The organism is Hyphomicrobium sp. ghe19 (assembly GCF_902712875.1).
Lineage (GTDB): Bacteria > Pseudomonadota > Alphaproteobacteria > Rhizobiales > Hyphomicrobiaceae > Hyphomicrobium_B.
Map to the genome: position 1 here is coordinate 2,033,466 of NZ_LR743509.1, position 19,833 is coordinate 2,053,298.

16 protein-coding genes are annotated in these 19,833 nt (G+C 61.7%); 5 read left to right on the forward strand and 11 right to left on the reverse strand.

The annotated features are described in order from the left end of the window. Positions 1 to 37 precede the first annotated feature (37 nt). The 5 genes from AACL53_RS09695 to AACL53_RS09715 all read left to right on the forward strand — a co-directional run bounded on the left by AACL53_RS09695 (position 38) and on the right by AACL53_RS09715 (position 6,847). Positions 38 to 1,252 (forward strand): saccharopine dehydrogenase family protein, encoded by a 1,215-nt coding sequence (locus AACL53_RS09695; protein ID WP_339084299.1) that lies wholly within the window; start codon positions 38 to 40, stop codon positions 1,250 to 1,252. Next, positions 1,252 to 1,689: a hypothetical protein gene (locus AACL53_RS09700; RefSeq protein ID WP_339084300.1), complete on the forward strand. Its 438-nt coding sequence runs from the start codon at positions 1,252 to 1,254 to the stop codon at positions 1,687 to 1,689. Before AACL53_RS09695 ends, AACL53_RS09700 begins: the two co-directional genes overlap by 1 nt. 32 nt (positions 1,690 to 1,721) lie before the next feature. Beyond that, positions 1,722 to 2,891 carry a carboxynorspermidine decarboxylase gene (nspC, locus tag AACL53_RS09705; protein ID WP_339084301.1) on the forward strand — a complete coding sequence of 390 codons (1,170 nt, stop codon included), beginning with the start codon at positions 1,722 to 1,724 and terminating at the stop codon, positions 2,889 to 2,891. An 81-nt stretch (positions 2,892 to 2,972) separates the two neighbouring features. Then, entirely contained in the window at positions 2,973 to 5,627 is a 2,655-nt protein-coding gene (pepN, locus tag AACL53_RS09710; protein WP_339084302.1) for an aminopeptidase N, read from the forward strand. Between the two features lie 194 nt (positions 5,628 to 5,821). After that, positions 5,822 to 6,847 carry a HAMP domain-containing sensor histidine kinase gene (locus AACL53_RS09715; protein WP_339084303.1) on the forward strand — a complete coding sequence of 342 codons (1,026 nt, stop codon included), beginning with the start codon at positions 5,822 to 5,824 and terminating at the stop codon, positions 6,845 to 6,847. Positions 6,848 to 6,884: 37 nt separating this feature from the next. Here AACL53_RS09715 and AACL53_RS09720 read toward each other — a convergent pair whose 3' ends face one another. The 11 genes from AACL53_RS09720 to ccmI all read right to left on the reverse strand — a co-directional run bounded on the left by AACL53_RS09720 (position 6,885) and on the right by ccmI (position 19,752). Next, a complete protein-coding gene (locus AACL53_RS09720; protein ID WP_339084304.1) occupies positions 6,885 to 7,400 on the reverse strand; it encodes a periplasmic heavy metal sensor in 516 nt (171 codons plus the stop codon). Continuing rightward, a complete protein-coding gene (locus AACL53_RS09725; protein WP_339084306.1) occupies positions 7,397 to 7,909 on the reverse strand; it encodes a hypothetical protein in 513 nt (170 codons plus the stop codon). The genes AACL53_RS09720 and AACL53_RS09725 overlap by 4 nt, the downstream gene beginning before the upstream one ends. Positions 7,910 to 7,929: 20 nt before the next feature. Further along, the gene (locus AACL53_RS09730; RefSeq protein ID WP_339084308.1) at positions 7,930 to 8,562 is read right to left on the reverse strand and encodes a sigma-70 family RNA polymerase sigma factor; all 633 of its coding nucleotides are present in this window, start codon (positions 8,560 to 8,562) and stop codon (positions 7,930 to 7,932) included. Between the two features lie 118 nt (positions 8,563 to 8,680). Continuing rightward, complete coding sequence (locus AACL53_RS09735) at positions 8,681 to 11,635, reverse strand: bifunctional [glutamine synthetase] adenylyltransferase/[glutamine synthetase]-adenylyl-L-tyrosine phosphorylase (protein ID WP_339084310.1); 2,955 nt, start codon at positions 11,633 to 11,635, stop codon at positions 8,681 to 8,683. A gap of 4 nt (positions 11,636 to 11,639) precedes the next feature. Further along, positions 11,640 to 13,088, reverse strand: coding sequence for an ATP-binding protein (locus AACL53_RS09740; protein WP_339084311.1), 1,449 nt, complete (start codon positions 13,086 to 13,088; stop codon positions 11,640 to 11,642). Beyond that, on the reverse strand, positions 13,072 to 13,752 hold the full coding sequence (locus AACL53_RS09745; RefSeq protein ID WP_092869690.1) for a response regulator transcription factor: 681 nt from the start codon (positions 13,750 to 13,752) through the stop codon (positions 13,072 to 13,074). The genes AACL53_RS09740 and AACL53_RS09745 overlap by 17 nt, the downstream gene beginning before the upstream one ends. Before the next feature lie 120 nt (positions 13,753 to 13,872). Then, on the reverse strand, positions 13,873 to 15,471 hold the full coding sequence (locus AACL53_RS09750) for a Do family serine endopeptidase (protein WP_339084312.1): 1,599 nt from the start codon (positions 15,469 to 15,471) through the stop codon (positions 13,873 to 13,875). A 128-nt stretch (positions 15,472 to 15,599) separates the two neighbouring features. Then, on the reverse strand, positions 15,600 to 16,064 hold the full coding sequence (locus AACL53_RS09755; RefSeq protein WP_339086925.1) for a cytochrome c-type biogenesis protein: 465 nt from the start codon (positions 16,062 to 16,064) through the stop codon (positions 15,600 to 15,602). Positions 16,065 to 16,081: 17 nt separating this feature from the next. Continuing rightward, on the reverse strand, positions 16,082 to 18,061 hold the full coding sequence (locus tag AACL53_RS09760; protein ID WP_339084313.1) for a heme lyase CcmF/NrfE family subunit: 1,980 nt from the start codon (positions 18,059 to 18,061) through the stop codon (positions 16,082 to 16,084). Between the two features lie 11 nt (positions 18,062 to 18,072). Continuing rightward, positions 18,073 to 18,543 (reverse strand): cytochrome c maturation protein CcmE, encoded by a 471-nt coding sequence (ccmE, locus tag AACL53_RS09765; RefSeq protein ID WP_339084314.1) that lies wholly within the window; start codon positions 18,541 to 18,543, stop codon positions 18,073 to 18,075. An 18-nt stretch (positions 18,544 to 18,561) separates the two neighbouring features. After that, a complete protein-coding gene (ccmI, locus tag AACL53_RS09770; RefSeq protein ID WP_339084316.1) occupies positions 18,562 to 19,752 on the reverse strand; it encodes a c-type cytochrome biogenesis protein CcmI in 1,191 nt (396 codons plus the stop codon). Positions 19,753 to 19,833 lie beyond the last annotated feature (81 nt).

The following is a 19,833-nucleotide window of genomic DNA, read 5'->3' on the forward strand; positions in this document are numbered from 1 at the left end:
AGCCGGCGAGACCGGCCTTTCAACATCGGAGCGTTCGTTGGACAAGGTACTTATCATCGGGGCAGGCGCTGCAGGCTCGGTCGTTGCGAAGAAATGCGCGATGAACCGCGATGTTTTCAAAAAGATCCATCTTGCTTCGCGCCGCATCGAAAGCTGCAAGAAGGTCCAGGCCGAATGCAAAACGCCGATCGAGATTTCGCAACTCGATGCGGACAACGTCGCCGACACGGTCGCGCTGTTGAACAAGGTGAAGCCCGACCTCGTCATCAACATGGCGCTTCCCTACCAGGATCTGGCGATCATGGACGCGTGCCTCGAGGCCGGCGTCAACTACATGGATACCGCGAACTACGAGCCGCGCGACGAAGCCAAGTTCACCTACAAATACCAATGGCCGTATAACGATAAATTCAAAGCCAAGGGCCTCATGGCCGTCCTCGGCTGCGGTTTCGATCCGGGCGTCACGAACATCTTCTGCGCCTACGCGCAGGAGAACCTGTACGACGAGATCCACACGATCGACATCATCGATTGCAACGCGGGCAGCCACGGCAAGGCATTCGCGACGAACTTCAATCCGGAGATCAATCTTCGGGAAGTGACGCAGCGCGGCAAGTATTGGAAAAACGGCGAATGGATCGAGATCGATCCGTTGTCGATCTCGACGATGATCGATTATCCGGAAGTCGGGCCCGTCAAATCCTACCTCATCTATCATGAGGAGGAAGAAAGCCTCGTCGAGAACATCAAGGGTCTGAAAGAGATCCGCTTCTGGATGACGTTCTCGGACAATTACATCAAGCACCTCGAAGTGCTGCAGAACGTCGGCATGACGCGCATCGACCCCGTCATGCACAAGGGCACGCCCATCATTCCGATGGAGTTCCTGAAATCCGTCCTTCCGGAGCCTTCCTCGCTTGCCGAGAACTACACCGGCAAAACGTCCATCGGCGTCGTCCTCAAGGGCGAGAAGAAGGGCAAGAAGAAGCGGTACATGATCTGGAACGTGTGCGATCACGCCGAGACCAACAAAGAGGTCGGCGCGCAGGCGGTTTCCTACACGACCGGCGTCCCCGCGGTCACCGGCGCGATCATGATGTTCAAGGGCATCTGGAAGGGCAAAGGCGTGTTCAACGTCGAGCAGCTGCCGCCCGAGCCGTTCCTCGAAGAACTCGCCGAGCAGGGCCTGCCCTGGCAGGTGAAGGAAATCGAGAAGGCCGACCAGAAGAAGCTTTTCTCGGTCGAGACCTGATGGGCGAAGCCGATATCCTTTCGATCCGCAATGAGCTGACGGGCCTCGTCGTCTCCGTCGTTTCGGTGAGCTTTGGAATGATATCGGCCTACATCGCAGGGCTTTGGCTCTTCCTTCGGGAGGCGCCAATCTCGCTTCGGCTGCTCGCCTTTGCCTTGTTGTCGTGCGGCCTCGCTTTCATGGGGGCGCTGACATGGGGTCTGAATGACCTTCTGGCCGGAACCGACCACGCCTGGGCGAAGCTCGTCAGTCCGGCGAGCGAAATCCCGGGCTTCGGCAACGCGCGGCCGCCTTGGCTTCACGGTTTGACGCTTTACGAAGCTTCGGCATTACTTGGAAGTCTGGCATTCGGGGCCATTTATATCTCGCTCGCCTATCTGACCTTCATTTACAGATGGCCGGGCTCGACTGCGGGACCGGTGCGCGTCTCGCAGTGACAGCTTTTCGTTAACTCCACCGGTGGCCCGAATTGTCCGATCTCTCCAAGTTGAAATTGCCGTCGTTCGACTGGGCTCAGTCGATTGCGACGCCCTCTTACGTTCTCGACGTCGCGGCGCTGAAGCGCAATCTCGCGCGCGCAGCTGAGATCAAGCGCGAAACGGGATGCAAAATTCTCCTCGCGACGAAAGCGTTCGCGCTTCCGGCGGCCTTTCCGCTGATGCGCGATGTTCTCGACGGCACGACCGCAAGCGGCGAATACGAGGCGCGCCTCGGCCATGACGAGTTCGGCAAGGAAGTGCACGTCTACTCTCCCGCCTATGCTACTGGCGAAGTCGAGCGGCTGACGAAACTCGCGCAGCACATCTATTTCAATTCGCCCGAGCAGATTGCGAAGAACTTGTCGGTTGTCAGGTCGCATCCGGGCGTCAAGGTCGGCATCCGGATCAATCCCGGCTATTCGAACGCAACGCTCGGCGGCGCGCTTTACGATCCCTGCGCCCCCAACTCACGTTTCGGCGCAACGCCCGATACGCTCGATCGCGTGCCTTGGGACGAAGTCGACATTCTCCACACGCACGCCCTCTGCGAGTCCGGCGATGAAGGATCTGTCGGGCTTATCGAGCATGTCGGACGCGTGTTCGGAGATTATGTGCGCCGCGTGAAGACCGTCAATTTCGGCGGCGGTCATTTCATCAATAAGCCCGGCTACGATATCGGAAAGCTGATCGCCGCCATCAACGCGTTCAAAACCGCGTTCAACGTCGATGTCGTCCTGGAGCCCGGCGCCGGTCTTGTCGTGAATACGGGCTATCTGGTCGGGAGCGTTCTCGATATTCACCACAACGGCAAGGACATTGCCATTCTCGATGCCTCGGCTTCGACGCACATGCCCGACGTTCTCGAGGTGCCCTACACTCCGGAAGTGATCGGTGCCGCTCCACCTGGCGAAAAGCCGCATTCCTACATCCTTGGCGGGAAGACCTGCATGACCGGCGACGTCATCGGTGAATATTCTTTCGATCGGCCGCTGAAGACCGGAGATCGCGTGATTTTTACGGATATGATGCAATATTCGTTCGTCAAGAATAACACCTTCAATGGCGTGCCTTTGCCCGATCTTGCCGTTCTTGACGAAGATGGCACCACGCGGACGCTTCGGTCATTTGGCTACGATGATTTCCGCCATCGCCTGGGCTAGAAGCGAAGAGGTGGCTTCGATTGCGATGCGATTGAGCGCGCTGATCGAGAGCCGCCGAAGATAACCTTCACGGCGGGTATTATGAAATCAGAGAACCCCAAGCCAGTCCTTCTTGCCGACTACCGCCCGCCGGAATTTCTGATCGATAGTGTCCACCTCGATATCGTGCTCGCGCCGTCAAAGACGCGCGTTACGTCGAAGCTCACCATTCGCCGGAATCCGAATTCGGAGGCCACCGGCAAGGTTCCGTTGAAGCTCGACGGCGAGCTTCTCAAGCTCGAGAGCATCGCCCTCGACGGCCGAGCGCTCAAGCCGTCATCCTATCGTGTCGACGACACAAGCCTGACGATCCTGGCTCCGCCCAAAGAGCCGTTCACGCTCGAAATCGTGACGCTGGTCAATCCCAAGGGCAACACCGCGCTTCAGGGAATTTATCTCTCGCGCGGCGTCTACTGCTCGCAGTGCGAGGCGCAAGGCTTCCGCCGGATCACGTATTTCCTCGACCGGCCCGACGTGCTGGCGGAATACACGGTGCGTCTCGAGGCCGATGTCGAAACGGCGCCGATACTTCTAGCGAACGGCAATCCGGTCGAGCGCGGCACACTTTCCGGCGGCGAGCGTCACTATGCGATCTGGCACGATCCACACCCGAAGCCCTGCTATCTCTTCGCAATCGTCGGCGGCAGTCTATCGCCCGTCGCGTCGACTTTCATGACGCAGTCGGGACGTGAGGTCGATCTTCGCATTTATGTCGAGCGGGGCAAGGAATCGCGCGCTCACTGGGCCATGGAATCCCTGAAGCGCGCCATGCGTTGGGACGAGGTCAAGTTCGGGCGTGAATACGATCTCGACGTCTTCAACATCGTCGCCGTTTCCGATTTCAACATGGGGGCCATGGAGAACAAGGGCCTCAACATCTTCAACGATCGCCTGATCTTGGCGTCGCCGGAGACCGCGACCGACTCCAATTATGAATCGATCGAAAGCGTCGTCGCGCACGAATACTTCCACAACTGGACGGGAAACCGCATCACGTGCCGCGACTGGTTCCAGCTGTGCCTGAAAGAAGGCCTCACCGTTTACAGGGACCAGGAATTCTCAGCCGATCTGCGCAGCGCGACCGTGCAGCGTATCTCCGACGTCCGACAGCTCAAGGCCCTGCAATTTCCGGAGGACCAGGGGCCGCTCGCGCATCCGGTACGGCCAGAATCCTACGTCGAGATCAATAACTTCTACACGCCCACGGTTTACGAGAAGGGCGCCGAGGTCGTCCGGATGATCCACACGATCGTCGGACCTGAGAAATTCCGCGCGGGCATGGATCTCTATTTCGAGCGTCACGACGGACAGGCGGTGACGATCGAAGACTTCATCGCCTGCTTCGCGGATGTGAGCGGCGCGGACTTCACGCAGTTTCATCGCTGGTATTCGCAAGCCGGGACGCCGGAGCTCGTTTGCGATCTCTCGTACGACCGGCGCCGAAAGTCCGCCGAGCTGACCGTCCATCAGGTGTTGAAGCCTTCGCCAGGCAGGGCGAAGAAACAACCGTACTTCATTCCCATCAGCATGGCTTTGCTTGGCGAAAATGGCCAAGAGATGGATCTCGAGGTCGAGGGCGGCATCAAGATCCGCGACGGCGTGATGGCCGTTTCCGAGCGGACGACGACCTTCAAATTCAAAGGCGTCAGCTCGCGGCCGGTGCCGTCGCTGCTCCGCGGGTTCTCGGCGCCCGTCACAGTCACGATGTCGATGTCGGATCAGGATCTCGCGTTCCTGATGCATCATGACAGCGACCTGTTCAATCGCTGGCAATCGAGCAATGCTTACGCGACACGCAGCATCATTGGACTTCTCGGCGCGAAGCGGCGGAACGCCTTGGTCGCAGCAAAGTCCTCGAAGCTCGCCGACGCGCTGCGTTACGCGTTGCGCGATAACGAACTCGACGATTCCTATAAGGCTGAGTTGCTGAAGCTGCCGACGGTCGCGGACGTTGCCCGCGAGAAGGCGAGCCGTGTCGATCACGCCGGGATCTTCGATGCGCATCGCTTGTTCAGCCGGACCGTCGGCGAAAAGCTGGCGGACGATCTCGAGTCCCTCTACGCGAACGCATCTCGGAACAAGAAATTTTCACCCGACGCGAAAAATGCGGGCCGGCGGGCCTTGCGCAACGCGGCGCTGACGCTGTTGACGGCGCGCGGGTCCAGCGAAGACTTCGCCCGGGTCGAAGCTCATTATCGCAAAGCCTCGAACATGACGGACGCGTGTCACGCGCTGTTCCTGGTCGCGGGTGTCGACGCGCCAGGCCGCGTCGAGATCCTAGAGGATTTCTTCGAGCGCTGGAAAGACGATCATCTGGTCATCGACATCTGGTTTGCGGCGCAGGCGCAATCGCCGCGGCCGACTGTGCTCGACGAGGTCAAGGCGCTCTGCCGGCATCCTCTCTTCAAGATCACGACTCCGAACAAGGTGCGCGCGCTCATCGGTACGTATGCGTTGGGCAATCCGCTGCAATTCAATCGCGCGGACGGCGCGGGCTATGACTTCCTCGCAGACAAGGTGCTCGAGATCGATCAGCTCAATCCGCAAGTCGCGGCGCGCATGCTCGGTGCCTTCCGCAGTTACCGAGCGCTCGAGCCCGGCCGCAAAGCGCTGGCGAGGGCCGCGTTGAAGCGTGTTGCCGCGGCTCCGATCTCGCGCGATTGCCACGAGATCGTCTCGCGGATGCTAGAGGACTAATTGAGCATTTCTGCCACAGCGAACTGCCGTTATGCTCGCGCTGCCGTCATCGAAACAAAATTGATTCCGTCGCGATTTTTTCTCCCTCGACGGTGAGTCGCAAATCGGCGAATGTCGAATCACGCCCACGGACATGATCGTCCACCGCCTTACAGGGTCGGGCACTTAGACAAAACTCAGCAAGGGAATTCGAGATGGCTCGGACTTGGTCCGTCCCTCAACGGGAAAGCTATGCCGGCTTCGGCGGCTCGCGGCGACTGTCAGCCAACGCGATCGCCAACGGGATCGGCTTCTCGCAACGCGGACCCCTTTTGCTTGTCGCCGCCCTCCTTACGCTCGCCGGAGCGGTCGTGCCGCAGCTCGATGCGGATTCGCTCTCCACACTCCTATTCGTGGTTGGCGCGGGCCTTGCGGCGATGGTGGTCATGCTTCCGGCACGGGGCGCCCAAAAGCCCGGACCGACTTTCGCACGAGAGGCGCAGATGTCCTCGCAGCCGTCCGCCTTCGACGCACGGACGCAGGCTCGCTTTCCGGAACTCTTTGGAGCAGGAGCTACAGACTCCGCTCTTGACCGCGCCGCCTGGGCGAAACTCACCGCGCATATGAGCCACGAACTCCGGACGCCGCTCAATGCCGTTCTCGGCTTTTCCGAAATCATGACGAAAGAGGTCTTCGGACCACTCGGTTCCGGCTACGACGCCTACGCCCGCGATATTCATGCGAGTGGCCGTATCCTGCTCAAAAGCGCCGAGGATGCGCTGGCCATCACGGCCCTGCTGACGGCTCCGGAATGCAAGGGCCGCCAGACGAGCCGTCTGACGTCGGTCATCGATGAAGCGTGTGCCTTCGCGGCGCCGGATCTAGCTGCACGATCGATCTCGATCGTCAGGAACGCCGACGCCGGCTTCGATGTGCTCGGCGACCATCAGGCTGTGCGTCAGTTGCTGATCAACCTCCTCAGCGAGGCTGTTCGCAACGGCGCTGCGAATACGACGCTGCGGATCGAAACGAAATCGCTGGCCGGTGCGATAGACCTGTCCATCGCTATTCAGGCCGACCGGCGCGGCGCTACGGCTGACGAAGGTTTCGGAATGATTTTAGCGCGGACGCTCTGTGAGCTTTCGGGCGCCGAACTCGCCACCTCGGCCGGTGACGGCGAGCGCAAGTGGACGGTACGGCTTCTGCGTGCCGCGCAGCATGATCTTTTCTTGGCAGCGTGATCATTACCCCGGGAGGTCAGCGGTTGTTCCGCCGGACCTAATTCTTGGCCGGCTCATCATCCTTGACTTGCTCGCCTCGCGCCTTCAGCACGTTCGGGCGGCGCTTCTCCCGCCAGGACTGCAAAATTTTTCGCTCCTCTGGGCTCAGACTCGCAGCCGTCTCAACCATGGCGTTGTTGATCGCCGTTTTATAGAGGTTCTCCTCCTCTCGTAGTTTCGCCAGCGCTTCGGAGAACTTCGCTTTGTCGAATGGCTCGGCGGTCAACAGCGCGTTGGCGTCGGCCCAGGATTTTCTCACGGTCGCGCGCAAGTCCTTCATCCCTTCCCGCGCACCTGTGATCTCGTTACGGACTGCGGTCTGACGGCTTTCCGGAAGCTCCCTCACGAAGCCCATGAGGCCGGGCTCGAAAGGTTTGGAGCTTTCTTCGTGATGATGCCAAGCGGCAGCCGCGAACAGGCCGATAAACAACAGGTTCAGCGCCAGCGAAGCGATGAAGGCCGGATAGAGATATCGCGGTCGCGCAGGCGAGAGATGATTGACTTCAGCCGTCACAACAAATCCTCATCGAGAAGAACGTCGGCCTCGTCGGATTGGGCCATCCTCGTGCTGCTCGCGTTTCCACTGCCGCCGCCGAGAAGCACCTCTGCGCTCGCGTTCAAAACATTCAGCTGACCTGCAAACACGCCGAGCACCAACGAGGCTGCAAGCGCGGTTGCCGCAAAGCCATGACGGCGCGATCCCGGCCACGCCGTCGGACGCTTCGCGGGTTGGGTAACGATGGCCGCGCCTCCGGCGACGATCCGAGGCTGGCGTTCGGCCGCGGAGGCTATCCGCTGGCTCAAGGAATCGAGGCGGCTCTGATCATACTGCGGCGCCTTATCGAGCAGACGATCGAACGCCTCGGCATCCTTCAGCATGTTCTGCGCATCGGCACTGCCGGCAATCAAACCTGACAAAGCGAGACGCAGTGGCGCCGGCCATCGCGTACGGTCTGCACCATACGTGTCGAGCGCAGCCTCCAGCTTGTCGAGCCCCATGGGGCCTAGACCATTACGTGACATCGTCCTGCCGTCTCCCGCATTTAGAAATCGCCATCACTACGCAGCGACTCCCAATCCGATCTCAGTTCCGCCTTCAGCTGGCGCCGCGCCCTGCTCAGGAGCGACTCGACCGCTTCATCGGATACTCCCATAACCTGACCGATCTCGATCTGACTCAATCCCTCGAAATGAAAGAGGGTTAGCGCCAACCGCTGCCGGTCCGGCAATTTCTGCATCGCCATTTCAACACGGCGCTGCGTATCCTGGCTCTCGAGTCCCGTCAGCTGTCTCGCCGGTTCCGGGACCTCGGGCAATTCATCAACAACCTTCACGCGGCTCTGACCGCGTACGCGGTCGAGACACAGGTTAGAAACTACACGGCGCAGCCAGGGCCTGATCCCGGCCGGCCCTATTTCCAGCGTTGCGCTCGAGCGCCAAAGCCGCAAGAACGCCTCCTGCGCCACGTCCTCAGCCTCCGCGTCGTCCCGCAACATGCGGCGCGCCACGGCGACAATGCTGCCGAGGTGACGCCCCATGAGCAGCCGGAACGCGTCGCCGTCGCCGCCGCCGACTGCGGCAACGAGCACAGCCTCGTCGGCCCGGCTCTCAGCCGCCGCCCGCGGGGCAGCTGGGCTGCCATCGGTCCTCGTCGCCGCCACTAATCCTCTCGACATGCTTGTCAGCCTGCCTCGCGCTTCTCGCCCCGGATGGGCCGCCCGAAGGCTGGGATCCGTGTCGGTTATCGCAAGAACGTCGTAACCTGCCACAATCCGTCGCCGGTGCGCAAAGGCGCTAGGCGATCAGCCGGTTAAAAGCCGAAAAAATCTCGCCGAGCGTGTGTTTAAGCCTCGTTTCCAGGTCCTCGAACGACGCGGCGCCGCCTGAGCGGACCAACAAAGCCTTTAGCCCCTCAGGCGCTTGGGCGGGGTCAAACCGTCCATCGAGCGTTAGGCGCAGCACCTGCGTAAGGTCGTGCAGGAGCTGGCCCCCTTCTGAGAGGCGCAGGTAATCCGCCTCGCTGATGAGGCCCTCGGCGGCCGCTGCGGCGAGCGCGACGAGTGTCGTCTGGTTAAGAATTGCCGGGTGCTCCGCGGCGTGAACGAGTTGCAGGTGCTGGGTGATGAACTCGAGATCGACGAGGCCGCCCCTCACCTGCTTCAGGTCCCAGATGTCGGTCGTGTTTTTCTCCGTCTCGATGCGCTGGCGCATGTCGCGAATGTCGGCCGTGATCTTCGACGGGTCGCGGCGTGCCGTCAGAACCTTGTGGATCTCTCCTTCGACACGGGCGCCCAACTCGCGGGAGCCCGCGATGACCCGCGCACGCGTCAGCGCCATGTGCTCCCACGTCCACGCTTCGGTCGTCTGATAGTTCGTAAAGCTCGACAGGCGCGTCGCGACCGGGCCTTTCTGCCCTGATGGCCGAAGGCGCATGTCGACCTCATAAAGGGCCCCCTCAGCCGTCCGCGCCGAAATGGCGTTGATCAGACGCTGCGTCAGCCGCGTGTAATAGTGTGGCGGGGCGAGAGGTTTGGCGCCATCCGATTGCTCGGCATCGGCGTCGAAGTCATAGATGAGGATCAGATCGACGTCGGACGCCGCGGTCAGTTCGCGCCCGCCGAGCTTGCCCATCGCGACGACGACTGCGCCTCCGCCCGGCACGCGGCCGTGGTCCTCCTCCATCTCACGGGTGACTTCCTCAAAGAGCGCCGCGATCAGCCGTTCCGCGAGTGTCGCGTAGGCGGCGCCTGCCTCGGTCGCCGAGATGCTGCCCGTCAATATTCTGACGCCGACCAGGAATGATTGCTCGCTTCCTATCCGTCTTGCGGTGTCGAGAATTTCCTGCATCGGGTCGCCGACAGCCGTGGCGCGCGCCGCGCGAAATGCCTTCATCACCAGCTCGTCGATGGCCGCGCCGATGAGATCGCCGCCGTGGACCTGCGGGTCCAGCACGGCATCCAGCAACCGCCGGCGGCGCGAGAGGATGCGTGCCAAACGCGGCGCAGATCCCATGATGTCGGCCAGCAAGCGGATCAGGCGGGGCTGCGCCTTCAGCAGCGAAAAAAGCTGCACCCCCGAGGGAAGCTCGGCGATGAAGCGATCGAAGCTCGCGATGGCGGCATCCGGATCGACCGTGTCGGCGAGCGCCTCGATCAACAGCGGCTGCACTTCCGTCAATCGCTCGCGAGCGCGCGGCGACCTGACGGACGGCGCGCGGCCATGATGCCAGCCCCTGACGATCGCCAGCACCTGCGCCGGCTGCGAATAGCCGAAGCGCTTCAGTTCTTCGAGCGTGCGCGGATCGTCCTCTGCGCCGGCGAAGACCAAGTTCGTCACCTCCGGCGCCAGGCGGGGCGCTTCTTCGAACAATCCGTCGTAGTGCTTTTCGACCATTTCCAACGTGGCTATGAGCTCGCGCGAAAGCTCCGGCGTGCCGGCGTAGCCCGAGAAGCGCGCGAATGCGTCGAGCGCCGCGGTGTTGGACGGCACATCGTGCGTCTGCTCGTCCGCGATCATTTGCACGCGGTGCTCGAGGCGGCGCAGATACCGGTACGCATGATCGAGGTCGGCGCGCACATCGGCCTTTACCCAGCCGCGCCGTTCGAGCGCCGCCAAAGCATCGAGCGTCGCGCGGACGCGGAGATCGGGCTGCCGTCCTCCGGCGATCAACTGCTGCGTCTGCGCGAAGAATTCGATCTCGCGAATGCCGCCGTGACCGAGTTTGAGATTTTGTCCGGCGACGGATATCGGGCCGATGTCCTTGTGGGCGTGGATCTGCCGCTTCATCGCGTGGATGTCCGCGATCGCCGCGAAATCGAGATACTTGCGCCAGATGAAGGGAGCGAGTTCGGCGAGAAAGGTTTCCCCCGCTTCGAGATCGCCCGCCACCGGCCGCGCCTTGATCATGGCGGAGCGTTCCCAATTCTGCCCGACGGTCTCGTAGTAGCCGTGCGCGGCAGCGGTCGAGAGTGCGATCTGGGTGGCGCCCGCATCGGGCCGCAAGCGGAGATCCGTCCGAAAGACGTAGCCATCGGGCGTGCGCTCATCGAGCAGCAGCACGAGGTCGCGCGTGAGCCGCACGAAGAACGACTGCAGGTCACCGTCGCCGACAAGGCGGGACTTGTCGCGATCGAAGAAGACCGTCAGATCGATGTCGCTTGAATAATTGAGCTCGAAAGCGCCGTGCTTGCCCATGGCGAGCACGAAATAGCCGGACTGCTGTTCCGGTTCGTCGCTATCCAGCGGCTTCCACTGCCCGCGCGCGGATGCGATCCGAAACAGGAAGCGGACTGCAGATGCGACGGCAGCGTCGGCGCATTCCGAAAGCGTGCGCGTCACGGTCATGACCGGCCAGACGCCGGCGAGATCGGCGAGCGCGGTCAGAAGCGCAACCTCCGACTTGTAGATGCGAAGAACGCGCTTGGCCGCGATCAGATCCGGCGCCTCGCGCATTGCGGCGATCAGTTCTTCAGTCGCCTTGGCGAAGCGCGTTTCGGGAGGCTCGCCGAGGATACGTGCCAATCGCACGAGATCGCGGTTCGCCAGGGCTGCGAGATAGGGCGAACCGTCGAAAACGCCTTTGAGCAGGCTTTCGACCTTTGGATTGCTCAGCAGCCCTGCCAGCGGCGCACAGGCGCTTTCGGCTTCCCCCTTCAGGGTACTGAAGCGTTCGGCACCGATACCGGTGGGCAGCGCGTGCGGCCATTCGGCGATTTGCGTAGCGAGGCTCGAGGCGACGGTCTGATCCATGACTTCATTGTGCCGCAAGGCCGGGCTCGGCGTCACCCTCTCCGTTCGGCGCCGCGATCAAGCATTTGGCTGAGAGCAGCAGCACAACCCTCAGTCCCGGCTGATTGTCTTCGAGCCGAACTTCTCCGTGATGGAGACGAGCAACCGCCGCGACCAAGCTCAGCCCGAGGCCAGTGCCGGGTTTTGTGCGGCTTGCTTCCAAACGGACGAAGCGCTTCAGCGCTTTTTCGCGATCGGCCGGGTCGATGCCGGGGCCGTGGTCGCCGACAGAGATGGCAGGGCGCCCTTCGAATAGGAAGGCGCGAACGGTGATTGCGCTCCCGGGCTCTCCGGCGCGCGAATACTTTATTGCGTTGTCGATCAGATTGGCGATGGCCTGACCAATCAATTGCCGGTTGCCCTGCACGAACAGACCCTGCTCCGTCTCGATCGACAGCGCGAAGCCTGCTTCCTCGGCGGCCGGTGCGTAGAGTTCGCTGACGTCCGCCACGAAGCGGCCGAGGTCGAACGTCTCCGTGCTTTCCTGCAGGGGACCCGCTTCCAGACGAGCGATCAGCAGAAGTGCGTTGAACGTCTTGATCAACTCGTCCGACTTTTCGATCGTTCGTTCGAGGCCTTCGCGATAGGCCTCGCCTCCGCGCGGATCGCGGAGCGCTGCTTCTGCCGAGTTGCGCAGACGATTGAGCGGGGTTTTGAGATCGTGAGCGATGTTGTCCGAGACTTCGCGAAGGCCACTCATCAGGCTTTCGATGCGGTCCAGCATCTCGTTCAGGCTACCCGCAAGCGCGTCGAGTTCGCCGCCTCTGCCGGACGTCGGGATACGGCGGGAAAGATCGCCTTCCATGATCTGCCGGCTCGTCGCGGTGATTTCATCCATGCGGTTGACGATCAGGCGGCTGACAGCGAGGCCGCCGAGCAGTCCGACAATCGATAACACGCCAAATCCGAGAAGAAACGTCAGCCGCACAGAATCGGCGAATGCGCGTTGATCCTCGATGTCACGGCCGATGATAAGACGCAGATGGGAACCGAGGTCGACGGGAATGGCGACCGCAAGATGCGCTCTCTCATGACCGTCTGCCGTCGGCTGATACGTGAACACGCCGCCGTGGCCTTCGCCTTCCAGCTCGGGCGGAATGCGGTTCAAGTTTCCGGCGATTTTCGTGCCGCTCGCGTCCGCCAGATAATAGAGGCCGATGCCTTGAGGACGGGAAAGGGCCGAGACCGTATCGGTCAATTTGGCTTCCCCACCGACTTTCATTTCGGAGGAAAGAATGCGGGCCTCGGCGTTGAGCGTCGTCAGAACCTGATCGGTCAGCAGGTTGTTCGTTTGCCAAAACAGAACGCCGACGACGATTGCAGCCGCAAAAAGGAAAAAGGCTACCGCTAGCGCGCTCAGTCCGAAGGCTGTCGTCGATGCCGCTTTCGCGACGCGGTCAAGCAGGGCCGTCACGAATTGTATATCCTGCGCCCCGAACCGTATGCAGAAGCTGCCTGTCGAAGTTCTTATCGATCTTGGCGCGAAGGCGCGAGACGTGAACATCGATGACGTTCGTTTGTGGATCGAAGTGATAGTCCCAGACATGTTCGAGCAGCATCGTGCGCGTGACGACCTGACCGGCATGCTGCATCAGATATTCGAGCAGCCGATACTCGCGTGGCTGCAGCAGAATGTGCTCACCGCCCCGCGTGACACGATGCGAGAGGCGATCGAGCACGAGATCGCCGACGGCGTAGCGGGTTTGCTGTTCTTCCGGCGCCGTGCGGCGGCCGAGCGCTTCGACGCGCGCCAGAAGCTCGGAATATGCGTAGGGTTTCGTCAGATAGTCGTCGCCGCCGGCGCGCAGGCCCTTGACGCGATCATCGACCTCGCCCAGCGCCGAGAGGATGAGCACGGGCGTGCGATTGGCTTCCGAGCGCAGCGATTTGATGAGTGACAGTCCGTCGAGGCGGGGCAACATGCGGTCGACGATCAGGACGTCGTAAGCCCCGTCCGTCGCGAGCGCCAATCCGGCTTCGCCGTCATGTGCGAGATCGGCAGTATGGCCGTTCTCTTTCAATGATTTCTGAAGGAAAAGCGCGGTTTCTTTATCGTCTTCAATCACGAGCACGCGCATGGTTTGTGTCCGACTTTCGCCTTTTCTCAGCTCACTGTGTAGCTGGGTCGTACCCGGACGTCGAGGCAGCCCCGCCGTTTCACTGACGGGGCTGCCCGAGTTCTTCATGGGTGGTTAACCTCAGCCCTTCTTCGAGCTGAGCTGAACGGCAACGAAGCGCTTCTGATCGGCCGTCTTGATGTGAAGAAGAACAGCGGTTCGCTTCAGGCCTTCGGCCTTCTTGACGCCGGAGAGGACATCGTCCGGAGATGCGACCGTCTGGCCCGACACCTCGAGGATCACGTCGCCCGCCTTCAGGCCCTTCTGAGCTGCGTCGGAAGAGGGGTCAACCTCGGCGATCGCGACGCCTTCGGGCGCATCTTTGCCAGCACGGGCCGGCATCAATGTCAGCCCAAGCTGGCTCAGCTCGACCGACGACGGCTTGGCGTTATCGTCGTCGTTGTTGCCGTTGCTGTCTTCGTCGTTGTTTTCGCCGCTCATGGCTGCTTCGGCGTTCTTCGGGAACAGCCCGAGCTTCACCTTAACGGTTTCCTCCGCGTTGTTCCGCCAGACTTTCACGTCCACCGGCGTGTCCGGAGCAAGTTCGGCGATCTTCCGCGCGAGGTCGCGGCTGTCGGCAATCTTCTCACCGTTCACCTGGATGATTGCGTCCTGAGCCTTGAGACCCGACTTCGCTGCGGGGCCGTTCGGCGTCACTTCGCTGACGAGCGCGCCGTGTGCTGCCGGCAGCCCGATGCTGGCCGCCGTGTCCTCATCGACGTTCTGGATCTTAACGCCCAGCCAGCCGCGATTGACAGTGCCGCCGGACTTCAGCTGCTGAACGACTTCCTTCACCGTTTTCGCAGGTACTGCGAAGGCGATGCCGACGTTGCCGCCAGACGGAGAGAAAATCGCGGTGTTAACGCCGATGACATCGCCATCGATGTTGACCGTGGGGCCTCCCGAGTTGCCGCGGTTCACAGCAGCATCGATCTGCAGGTAATCGTAGGGACCCGAACCGATGTCGCGTGCGAGGGCCGAGACGATGCCGGCCGTGACCGTGCCGCCGAGGCCGAACGGATTGCCGACGGCCAACGCCCAATCGCCAACGCGAGATTCCTTGTCGGCCAGCTTGAGGGTCGGGAACGTCTTCTTGGTGCTTTCGATCTTGATGACGGCGATGTCGGTGCGCTGATCGGTGCCGACCAGCTTGGCGTCGTACTTGGTCTCATCGTTGTCAAAGGTGACCTGGATCTTCGTCGCGCCATCGATGACGTGATTGTTGGTCACGACGTAGCCGTCAGGCGTGATGACGAAGCCCGAGCCCTGACCTTGCACGATCTTCGGCTTTTGGTCCGGCTGTCCGAATTCCTTGGGCAGATTCTTGAAGAAGTCGTGGAGCGGATGATCGGGCGGAAGATCGGGAAGCGTAAATCCCTTGTCGCCCTTCTTGCCGCCCTTCTCGTTCGACGCGAGCTTGGAGGCGCCGCCGTCGTTCACGACCGAGACGGAGACGACGGCCGGCTTGACCTTGTCCACGATGTCGGCAAACGAAACTGGCGCGCGGCCGAACGGGGTCTCGATGGTCTGAGCCGCCGGGGTATCGGCGCGAACGGGATAGGATGGCGCGAAAAGCCCAATTCCCACTACCGCAGCTGCGGCCATGGCAAGCGCGGCCGGTGCGATATTTGAAGCTAATTTGAAGTTTGTGGTCGTCGACGAACGGTGGGGCAATCGCATCCCATGGTCTCCAGATAAATGCAGGCTTCGCGAGCCTTGTCTGGAGGCGTACCGGAGAATGGATTACGGCAGCATGTCAGCGACGTTAACTGTTGGTAATCTGCAAGCGGTTGGGTGAGAAAATCCGGCTAGCGTCGCTGGTCCGTCAGGATGGAATCGAGCTTCGCTTTCTCCTGTTCGGTCAATGGGGTGCTCGGAGACGACGCGTCTTTTTTTCCGGCGCTTCGGACAACAAGAACGAGACCGCCGAGGAGAACGAGAACCGGCGTCAGCCAAAGCAGAATGGTCGACAGCTCGAAGCGTGGATTGAGGAGAACGAATTCGCCGTAGCGCGCGACGACGTAGTCAAGGACCTGCTGGTCGGAGTCGTGTGCTTCCAGGCGTTCACGAACGAGCCGGCGAAGGTCGCCCGCCAAAGGCGCATCGCTATCGTCGATCGACTGGTTCTGGCAAACGAGGCAGCGCAGTTCGGCCGAGATGTTCCGCGCACGCTGTTCGAGCGCGGGGTCGGCGAGCATCTCGCCAGGCTGAACCGCAAGCGCCATCGGAGCGGCTGCGAAGAGCGCCCATATCGTCAGCAACGTCGCTATCATTGAACGTCGCAAGCGATTCACTCCGCGGGGACCGCAATAGGTTGACGTGACCTCGACGGCGCGCCGACGCGCAAGCGCCGGTCGGACAGCGAGATGCCACCACCGATGAACATGATCAATGCGCCGAGCCAGATGAAGCGTACGAGCGGATTGAAATAAGCTCTGACGGCATAGCCGCCGTTCGGTTGCGCATCGCCGATGACGAGGTAAAGGTCGCCGCGCCACGCGGCAAGGATGCCGGACTCGGTCGTCGTCTGCGGCGGTGCATCGTAGAGCCGTTTCGAGGGTGTGAGCCTCGCCACCGTTTCGCCACCGCGCTTCACATTGAAATCGGCAAGGTCTTCGACGTAGTTCGGTCCGCGGGCCTGCTCGAGGCCGACGAACGTCACGTCATAGCCATTGACCGTGATCTGATCGCCAGGCTTCATGGCCTGGATGTGCTCCTCGCGGTAGGCGCTCGTCGCGACGATCCCGACCACGAGCATGCCAATCCCGAAATGCGCAAAGAAGGTGCCGTAAGCGGAACGCGGCAGATTTCGCGCACGGCGAATGATTTCATCCGATTTCGCCGAACCGAACTTCACTCTGTTCGCCCATTCGACGATCGCGCCCGCCATGACGTAGACGCCGAGCGCGATCCCGAACGGTGCGAGCCACGGTCCGCGATACTCGGCGGCGAATACGGCAACGAGGGCAACGAGCGCCGCACCGAAAGCAAACGCCAAGCGTTGCATCGCTCCCGCAAAATCACCGCGCTTCCAGGCCAACATCGGCCCGATCGGCAAAGCGACGAGCAGCGGTATCATCAACGGTCCGAAGGTCATGTTGAAGAACGGCGGGCCGACGGAAATTTTCTCGCCCGTCAGCCCTTCGAGCGCCATCGGATAGAGCGTGCCGACGAGCACGGTCGCAGCGCCCGTCACCAGCAGCAGGTTGTTGAGGACGAGCGATCCTTCGCGGCTGATCGGCTGGAACAGGCCACCCGCCTGCATATCCTTGGAGCGCAACGCAAAGAGCGCGAGGCCGCCGCCGGTGAAGAGGATCAGAATGGCGAGGATGAAGATGCCGCGCGCCGGATCGACCGCGAAGGAGTGCACGGATGTCAGCACGCCCGAGCGCACGATGAACGTGCCCATCAGCGACAGCGAGAACGTCAGGATCGCGAGAAGCACGGTCCAGATCTTCAGCGCCTCGCGCTTTTCCATGACGAGCGCGGAATGCAGGAGCGCGGTCCCGGCGAGCCAGGGCATGAAGGATGCGTTCTCGACCGGATCCCAGAACCACCAGCCGCCCCAGCCGAGTTCGTAGTAGGCCCACCACGATCCCATCGCGATGCCGATCGTGAGAAACATCCAGGCGGCGAGCGTCCACGGCCTCACCCAGCGCGCCCAGGCTGCATCGATGCGGCCTTCGATCAGCGCGGCAATCGCAAAAGAGAAGGCAATCGAGAAGCCGACATAACCCATGTAGAGGAACGGCGGATGGAAGGCGAGCGCCGGGTCCTGCAGGATCGGGTTCAAGCCACGTCCATCGGCGGGCGCCGGATCGAGGCGCGTGAATGGATTGGACGTCAGCAGCGAGAAGAGCAGGAACGCCACCGCGATCGACGCCTGCACGGATAGAACGCGGGCCTTCAGCGTCAGCGGGAGGTTATTGCCAAAGAGCGCGACAGCGGCACCGAAGAGCGCCAGGATCAACACCCAAAGCAGCATCGAGCCTTCGTGATTGCCCCAGACGCCGGCCAATTTGTAAATCAGCGGCTTCGTCGAATGGGAGTTTTCGGCGACGTTCAGAACGGAGAAGTCCGACGTCACGTAGGCGTGCGTCAGCGCGCAGAAGGCGATGGCGATCAGGAACAGTTGCGAAACGGCCGCGGGGTCGGCGACGCGCATCATGCGTTCGTCTTTGAGGTGAGCGCCGATCGCGGGAATGGCGACCTGCACGACGGCAACCAGCAAAGCGAGGATCAGCGCGAAATGTCCGAATTCTACGATCACGGCATGTCCTTCTAAGGCATCCCTGCCTTCACCTGGCCCGGATGGGCGCCCGCGCCGAGCTTGACGCCTTTCGCTTCCAGAGCATTCGCTACTTCGCGCGGCATGTAATTTTCGTCATGCTTGGCAAGCACGCTGTCGGCTTTGAAGCGGCCCTCGCCGTCGAGCATGCCTTCGGCGACGACGCCCTGGCCTTCCTTGAAAAGGTCGGGCAGCACACCGGTAAATGTAACCGGAATATCGCGCAGCGTATCGGTCACTTTGAACGTGATCGTCGTCCCCTGGCCGCGAACGACGGAGCCATGCTCCACGAGGCCGCCGAGGCGGATGCGCTGGCCCGGCGGGACGCCCTTTTCGACGATGTCGCTCGGGGTATGGAAGAAGACGATGCTGTCCTTCAACGCGAAGAGCACCAGGACGAGCGCCACGCAGAGCGTCGCGACCCCTCCGCCGATCAGAACTCCGCGCTTCTGCTTCCGTGTCATCAGAGACCCTGCATTGCGTTAGCTTCCGAGGCCCAGCTGGCGTGCGAGATGCTCGACTTCGGCCAAGCCGTCCTGGTTGTCTTTGAGATTGGCGCGGGCATCTGTCAAAGCTTTGATGGCATCATCACGGCGACCGAGAATTTGATAGGCTCGTATCAATTTTACCCATCCCGCAGCGTCGTTTCCATCGGACTTGAGACGGGCCGCGAGACTATCGACCATACGCGCTATGAACGCCTGCCGTTCCTCGGGGTTCATCGCCATGATCGCGGCGGCTTCAGGATTGGCGGCCGGCGATGCCGACGTTGGCGCGGTGCCAGCGTTTCCTGCTGCGCCCTGACTACCATCGCCTGCCGGTGGGCTGCCGATCCCCTTACCGATATTTGCCAGCCGTTCTTCGATGACCTTGCGCCAAGGCGCGTCCGCGGGCGCTTCGGCGATGAGCTTGCGATAATCGGCGGCGGCGTCAGACACGCGTCCGTCCTGCTCCTTCGCGAGCGCAAGCCAAATGCGCGGCTCAATTGATGAGTCCGGCGCCAGCACAATAATGCGCTCGAGAGCTTTGCGGGCGTCTTCCGGGACGACGCCGTTCTCGATGTGGATGCGCGCGTTAGCGAAGCCTTGTAGACGCTTCGGGCTTTCGCCGATCAATCGAATGGCATTCTGAAAGGCGGTCGCGGCATCGGCATACCGGCCCATTGCATAGTAGACCGGCGCGATGACATCCCATCCGGTACCGTCTTCCGGATGATCTCGCAGCCGCTCTTCGACCTTGGCGATGAGATCGTTGGGCTTGTTCGCGTTCGACGCTGCGGCGAGGCGCTCGCTCAACGGCTGCGACGGCAGGCCGGGCGCGCCATACGTCAGATAAAGGCCCAAGCTTGCAATCGGCAGCGCGATGGCAGTGGCGATGGATACCGGAACGACGAAGCGATTGCGCTCAGGGTAGCGAGCGTGCGCGCCGGCTTTCGGATGGTCCTGCGATACGCGCAAAATCCGGCGGCCGATTTCGGCGCGGGCGCTTTCAGCATCTACAGAGCCGAGAGCGCCGCGCGCCTCATCGGAATCGATCTCTTTGAGCTGGTCTTTGTAGACGGCGATATCGGGGCCGGCAGTATCCGTCGACGGCAGAGACGGACGCATGAGCGGCCGCGTGATGGCGAGCGTCACGGCCGCCACTAATCCAGCCACTAGAATCCAGAAAACCATCGCTGCGCGATCCTCAAGCTTCGCTGCAGGGAATAGGATCGCACGCCTGCCGAGGCAAGCAGACAAAGCTCAAGTTAGCCC